5 protein-coding genes are annotated in these 6,976 nt (G+C 41.6%); 2 read left to right on the top strand and 3 right to left on the bottom strand.

Annotated features, from left to right (window positions below):
• Positions 1–1,412, top strand: a 1,412-nt coding sequence (locus DWA30_RS13300; protein ID WP_168421751.1) for a DUF5689 domain-containing protein, incomplete at its 5' end; no start/stop codon positions are given.
• Between the two features lie 142 nt (positions 1,413–1,554).
• Positions 1,555–2,013, top strand: a complete 459-nt coding sequence (locus DWA30_RS06995; protein WP_114491820.1) for a hypothetical protein — start codon at positions 1,555–1,557, stop codon at positions 2,011–2,013.
• A 76-nt stretch (positions 2,014–2,089) separates the two neighbouring features.
• Here the strand turns inward: DWA30_RS06995 and DWA30_RS13555 are convergent, their stop codons facing one another.
• The 3 genes from DWA30_RS13555 to DWA30_RS06980 are packed head-to-tail and all read right to left on the bottom strand — an operon-like array spanning position 2,090 to position 6,970.
• Positions 2,090–3,982, bottom strand: coding sequence for an OmpA family protein (locus tag DWA30_RS13555; RefSeq protein WP_114491819.1), 1,893 nt, complete (start codon positions 3,980–3,982; stop codon positions 2,090–2,092).
• Positions 3,983–4,007: 25 nt separating this feature from the next.
• Positions 4,008–4,922, bottom strand: coding sequence for a PorP/SprF family type IX secretion system membrane protein (locus DWA30_RS06985; protein ID WP_114491818.1), 915 nt, complete (start codon positions 4,920–4,922; stop codon positions 4,008–4,010).
• Positions 4,923–4,948: 26 nt separating this feature from the next.
• The gene (locus tag DWA30_RS06980; protein WP_114491817.1) at positions 4,949–6,970 is read right to left on the bottom strand and encodes a choice-of-anchor L domain-containing protein; all 2,022 of its coding nucleotides are present in this window, start codon (positions 6,968–6,970) and stop codon (positions 4,949–4,951) included.
• Positions 6,971–6,976: the final 6 nt, after the last annotated feature.

Raw genomic sequence — 6,976 nt, 5'->3', positions numbered from 1 at the left:
TACTACTCGCTTTAGTAGTGGTGATGTCTTGTGTTAAAGACGACGAATTTGACGTACCGGAACTTACGATAGAATCGGTAGAGATTCCTCAAGAACAACTTCTTACCATAGATGCCCTTAGAACCCTTTTAGAACAAGAGCAAACTCAAAACGGAAACGATGTTTTGACCTTCGAAACAGATGATGATGATACCAATGATCGCTTTATTGCAGGATTTGTAATTTCTAGTGATGCTTCAGGGAACTTTTTTGAAGAGCTGTTATTACAAGATGCAGCCGAGAATCCAACAGCCGGTGTTCGTGTACTAATCGATGCCAATCCATTGTTCCAGACCTACCAATTTGGTCGAAAAGTGTTTGTTCGTTTAGACGGATTAACCGTTGGAATAAGCAACGGTGTGCTAACCTTAGGTATTCGCGATGGAAACCAATTGGAGAAAATTGCCGAATCACAACGCGATGAATATCTTCTACGTGATGATGAAGTGGCAGAGATCGTACCAATGACAATCAATATCAATGAGTTTACGGCCGAAAAAACCAACTTGTACATCCAATTGTCGAATGTTCAGTTCAACAGAAATCAGGCCTTAGGTGAAAACAGACTTACTTTTGCCGGTGAGCCGGAAGACGAGTTCGACGGTGAGCGAATTCTTGAAAGCTGTACGAGTGGAGCCACTACAATTTTTAGTACTAGTACGTTTGCAGATTTTGCAGGGGTATTGCTACCGCAAGGAAGTGGATCTATCGATGGGATCTTAACTTATAACTTTTTTGGAGATGAATTTAATGTAGTGGTTAACGATCCTTCAACAATCAATTTAGAAGGGGAGCGTTGCGATCCTTCAGAAGTGACTTGTGGTATTGCTTCCGATACCGGATCGAATGTATTATTTAGTGATTTCTTCGAAACACAGACTGAAGGAGACCCAATTACCGGTAACGGATGGACCAATTATGTGGAAGCAGGTACACAAACTTGGGAAGCTTATTTCGCCGATGGGACCAACGCTTCTTTAGGTATTTCTGCCAACATGGGATCGTTTATGAGTGGTGACGCCAGCTCGATTGGTTGGTTGGTTACCCCACAGATCGATTTTGACGCTCAAGAAGGAGAAACCTTAAACTTTAAGACGTCTAACAGTTTCGCCGACGGAAGTACCTTAGAGGTGCTATTCTCAAGTGACTGGGATGGTAATCCGGACACGATTCCAAATGCAACATGGGACATTATATCAGACGCCTATGTGGTAATGGATAGTGATTTCTTTGGTGATTGGTTGGATTCTGGTAATGTAGATCTTTCTTGTGTAACAGGATCGGGTTACATTGCATGGAAGTATGTAGGAAGTGGCGATGAAGACTTCGACGGAACCTACGAATTAGATGAAATTCAAATTCAGAGCAATTAATAGAATTGCAAACTATAAATGTAAAGGCTCCTTTTTTAAGGGGCCTTTTTTTATGGCTTCGGAAGTGTTTCTCGCCACAATTAAAGGCTGAAGTGTAACAATATGGTATTTTCCTTACTTATAAGGTATTGAAACACTTTTTATGAAAATTGATACAGCAATCAACTTATTTGAGCAATTACTTTCAGAAACCAATAACAAAGGCGAACGTGCTATTTACGCTGAATTTAAAGCAATTTTGGTCGAATTGAAATCGAAGAACCTTTCCGAAGAAAAAATGCAAGCCATCGAAACACTACTCGATTCCTTACAATTGAATTCGCCTGTGAACGAGGAGCGAAAGAAGTATTATAAGAAAAAGAGAAATGCGTTTAAATCGACCTTGCGATCGCAGTTTAAATTTGTCACTCCGGGATATTATACTGCTATTGGTATGTCATTAGGGATGTCTTTTGGGCTCGCACTGGGTGTTCCGTTTGGTGTGCCCAACGGTTTGGTATTTGGAATGATGATAGGGATGAGCATTGGTCTAAGTATAGGTTCTTATCGAGATACTCAAGCAAAGAAAGAAAATAGGGTATTGAATACAAAAAGGGTGTAAAAAAGCAACAAATAGAAATTAAAAAAGCCCCGCCATTAATTTGGTGGGGCTTTTTGGTTAGTGCGTTAAAAATGACCTATCGTTCAACGATAATAAATTCTGAACGTCTGTTTAGTTGGTGTTGGGCTTCGGTACATGAATCGCCACAAGCCACAGCCGGACTGTTTTCTCCCATACCTTCTCCACTAATTCTATCTTTATCGATACCCTTAGAGATCACGTATTGTACCGTGGCTTGAGCTCTACGCTCACTTAGATCCATATTATAGGCATCGCTCGCTCGGTTATCGGTATGACTGTTTACCTTGATCTTCATCTTAGGATATTTTTCCATAAGCGCCACTAATTTATCCAATTCAAAAGCTGCTTGTGGCTTTATATTGTGCTTATCAAGGTCGAAATAGATTGGGTCTAAGACAACGCGGTCGGCTTCGATGATCGCCTCTATAGGGCGTAATTTTACGGTAATATCCAAGGTGGTATCGTTTGCTTCGGAAACTTCTACCACACCGGGTTCGAAGTCGCGCATAAAGGCTTGAATAATGTGCTTCTTATCGCATTCGGCAAGTAATACAGCATTTCCTGAAGCATCTGCCGTACGACTGCTCAACCTGTTCTCGAACATATCGTATAGGTCGACCCGTGCTTCACGAATTGGTTCATCCGTATATTCGTTAATGACTTGAACGTTTATCGTAACTTCACATGGTTTTTCATTTTCTTTGATTGCATAAATATCGTCACTCCCTTTTCCGCCTTGACGGTTAGAAGATACATACCCTTCTTTAGTGTTAGGATCGTATTTAAAAGCGAAATCATCGTCTTCGCTATTTACACCTACACCCATGTTTACAGGTGTGTCGAAACTGTTTCCATTGGCTTCTGCCATAAATACGTCTAAAAGCCCAATACCCAAATGTCCGTCACTAGAAAAATAGAGCGTTCCATTCGCGTCAACATAAGGGAATACTTCCTTTCCTTCAGTATTGATAACATCGCTTAGGCGGGTTGGAGTTCCTAAGCTCCCATCGGCACTAATGCTCACTTTATAAATATCACTGCCACCTTTTCCTCCCGGCATATCGCTTACAAAATAAAGGGTATTGCCATCCGGACTCAAAGCCGGATGACCGGTAGAATATTCGTCACTGTTAAAATCAACCGAGTGAATATCTTGCCACTCTCCATTTATCAGTTCGGCATAGTATAGATTAATTTGATTCACCCCTTCGGAACTCTTGTCGTAGTCACCTTCAAAATAATCGTTACGATCAAAATACATTCGCTTACCGTCTGCTGTGATAGCTACGTTTCCTTCGTGATATTTTGTGTTGATCTCACCGTCGACCAGCGAAGCATTTTTTACGGTTCCTCCAACGATATCAGCTTTATAGATATCTAAGTATGGTTGTTCGTCCCAACCGTATTTTTTTCTCGAGGTGTTTCGCGCCGAAGAGAAATAGAAGTCTTTGCCGATCACGGTTCCACCAAATTCAGAATACTTAGAATTGATCTCTTCCATATTCTTAGCCGAATATGCTTGTCTCGCCTCCATGATCTTCGGAATGTAATTCGGATTCTTCATAAACTCGATCGCACGAGAATCGTTTGGTTTCATTTCGGCAAATTTCTTCATCCAAGTGTTGTAATCGCCTACCTTGCCATTGGCTTTCAGCGATTGTGCATAATTGTAAATGATCTCTGCGTCCACATCACGACCTTTTACCACACGTTTGTAGTAGGTCTCTGCTTTCTTTGTGTCGTTAATGTAATAATAACTATTGGCCAATCGCGTAAATACATATCGGCTGCCTTCTCCTTTTTTTAGGAGTTTTTGATAGGCATCGATAGCATCGGTATACATCAGCTTATCGTATAATTGATCGGCTTTTTTTGTTTTACTATTTTGTGCGGTAGCAATTGCGGTGCTTACTGCGACAAGTATGAGGAAAGTATATATTTTTTTCATGTTGAATGAAATTTTTTGAGTTAGTTTAGAAGTATCTTGGCGAACGAAGCGCACGCTTGTTAAAGAACAGATCGAACGTTACAATAACTTCATGAGAAGAATCTGCAACTGTTTTGATGTCAGAAGTCACTCTATCGTAAGCATATCCAACACGCACATTAGGCGTTACTTGGAAGCCTACTAGTCCACTAAACGAATCGTCTAAGCGGTAAGAGGCACCAATTTCAAATCGTTCATAGAAAAGCGCATTTAGGTTCCCGTCGAATGATACCGGTGCATCGAAGGCTGATTTTACTAAGACCGATGGTTTTAATTTTACGTTTTCAGAAACTTGGAAGACGTAACCTGCTGTTGCGAAATAGTGATTGGTCTCATTTCCGAATTTTACGCCATTTTCGTCAAGGTGAACCGAGTTTAACAAATTGGGCACCGACAATCCGAGGTAAAAATTATCGGAGTATAAAAAGGCACCAGCACCAACATTTGGATACGTATTATTGATATCCTGTGAGAAGAAAGGATCGTTCGGGTCCTGAAGGTCTAAACTGCTTAGGCCAACATCATGAAAAGTCGCTCCTGCTTTAATTCCTAATGCGATTTGTAGCGTCTCACTTAGTTGTAAGGTATAGGAGAAATCGGCATATACATTTGTTTCGCTTATAGGGCCTAGTTCATCTTTAATGGCCGAAAGTCCGAGTCCAATTTTATCTGATATTGGAGAATGACCAGAGAATGTGATGGTTTCCGGACCTTGATCGAAGCCAGACCATTGTCTGCGATATAAGGCCGTGATCGAAAGACTTTCCTTAGAACCTGCATAGGCAGGGTTTACCACATTCATATTGTACATATATTGCGTATACTGTGGATCTTGTTGTGCCGAAACCATATCGATACAAAGGATGCTAAGTAAGAATATTAATAGCGATAGTTTTTTCATTATAGTGAGGTATTTATTTGATTGGTTTATTTGTTAATGTATATCCATCCCGTAATAGGATCTTCTGAACGAAGTTCGATAGTATAAAAATAGGTGCCAACAGGCAGTAATTCGCCATCGTTGGTTTGTCCACCCCATTCTTTTATATAATCGGTTTGCTCGTAAACGGCACGACCATATCGATTAAAAACAGTTAGTTTTACGATATCCGACTTATCATCTAAAAAGGTAAGGTCTAGAAAATCATTTTGACCATCGCCATTTGGAGAAACGCCTTGTGTAATCACACAATTTTCATTGTCGTAAAATTGAACCGTAACACTATCGGACGACAAACAGCCGTCATCGCCGACTTCAACAGTATATACGCCTTCTTCGGTTACTTCTAGGGTGTTTGCAGTTTCATTAGCAATAAGACCACCGTCCATAAACCAACGATAGGTAACTTCATTTTCATTAATATTCGTGGGAATCGCTGTAAGGATACTCACGTCTTGGGCACATTTATTAACCGTTGGACCTAATTCAATTTCGGGTAAGGTCCTAAAGTTTATGGAAACGTCATCGGTAGCGGTACATCCTTCAATGGTGACCTCTACGCTATAGGTGCCGTTTTCAGTAACCGTAATGGTTGGTGAGGTCTCTCCTGTGCTCCATAGGTAAGTGGCATTCGAGGGGTCTTGACCTGTAATTTCCGGAACGATCTCAAACGAGTCTTCTCCACAAAGATTTATTGTTCCGCCGATTTCCACGGTAAAGTCGACTGCTTGAACAAAGATTTCGTCGGTCACTACACAGTCGTTTCCTGTAACTTCTGCCGTATAGATCCCTGCTTCGGAAACTTCGAGCGTGCTCATGGTCTCTCCGGTAATTTCAACACCATCTTTAAACCAGCGATACATAATATTGTTTAATTCTGAAGGATTGGTAACGGTAGCGTCAAGCGTAAGCATTTGCATATCGCACGCCAACACATCGGGTCCAAGGTCGAATTCGGGAACAGGAAAGAATTCGACAAGGATTTCATCACTGGCAGTACAATCACCTCCACTTGTAAGCGTCACATCCACGCGATATAAACCGGTGGTAGAAACATCCAAGGTCGAGTCGGTTTCACCCGGGATTTCGACACCGTCCTTAAACCAAGTATAAGAGGCATCGGGATTTTCTCCGGCATCTAGCGTAATTATTTCACCTTCGCATTGTGCTTCAGGGTCTCCTAGTACTATATCATCGCCAAGGTCAACGTTCCCGATATCAAAACTTCCTGCTTCCAAGAACACGGCCGAATCGTAAATCCCGTCTCGGTCATCGGCAATTACTAACTTAATTCGGTACTCCTCGCCGGGATTAACATCTCCCATGGCGGTAAGTACAACGGTTTGACCGTTAAATTGAATTGCAGAAGGATCGGGACCATCATTGTACTGTCCGAAGAACTCTTCATTCATTGGCCCGCAAGAACCGGGAACTTCGGGATGTACATTGGTTACCGAAATTATATTGTTAGGAGGAGGTACCCCCGGGAGGACAGCTAAATTTGTAACATTTCCGGAAGCGTCAAAAAGTAAGAACGCAAATGCATCCGTAAACGTACATTGAAATCCGCCGTCATATTCTTCCGAAGCAAACAAAAAATTGAATGAGATTGCGCTCACCGAAGGAACAAACGTAAACTCTATAAAGGTGCGATCTTGTCGCTCGTCTGTTGTTGGAATCGCCATATCCAAATCGGGATCGGCGGGTGCATCGGTATCTTCACTTTCAAAACCGCCTTGATCGTTCGGGCCAACAGCTTCTGTTGCTGCTCCGGTACTAAGTACGACGCCGCTTTCGAATGGAAAATCTGAACCATTAGCTTCAAAAAATCCAATACCATTAAATACAGAGCCTGTATCGGAATTGAAGTTAGAAACTTCGGCACAAGAGCTGTTAATTAGCACGTCTTCTACTAATTGCTGTACGGTAAACGTATCATCAACTACGATTTGTGAAAACCCCAGTATGGGCGCGAAAAGCAATAATCCCCTAAGTAATGTTGTTTTCATGATTAA

Source organism: Candidatus Ulvibacter alkanivorans, from assembly GCF_003333325.1.
GTDB lineage: Bacteria > Bacteroidota > Bacteroidia > Flavobacteriales > Flavobacteriaceae > Ulvibacter_A > Ulvibacter_A alkanivorans.
The sequence above is the reverse complement of the archived record's forward strand: the minus strand, read 5'-3'. Positions and strand labels throughout refer to the sequence as shown.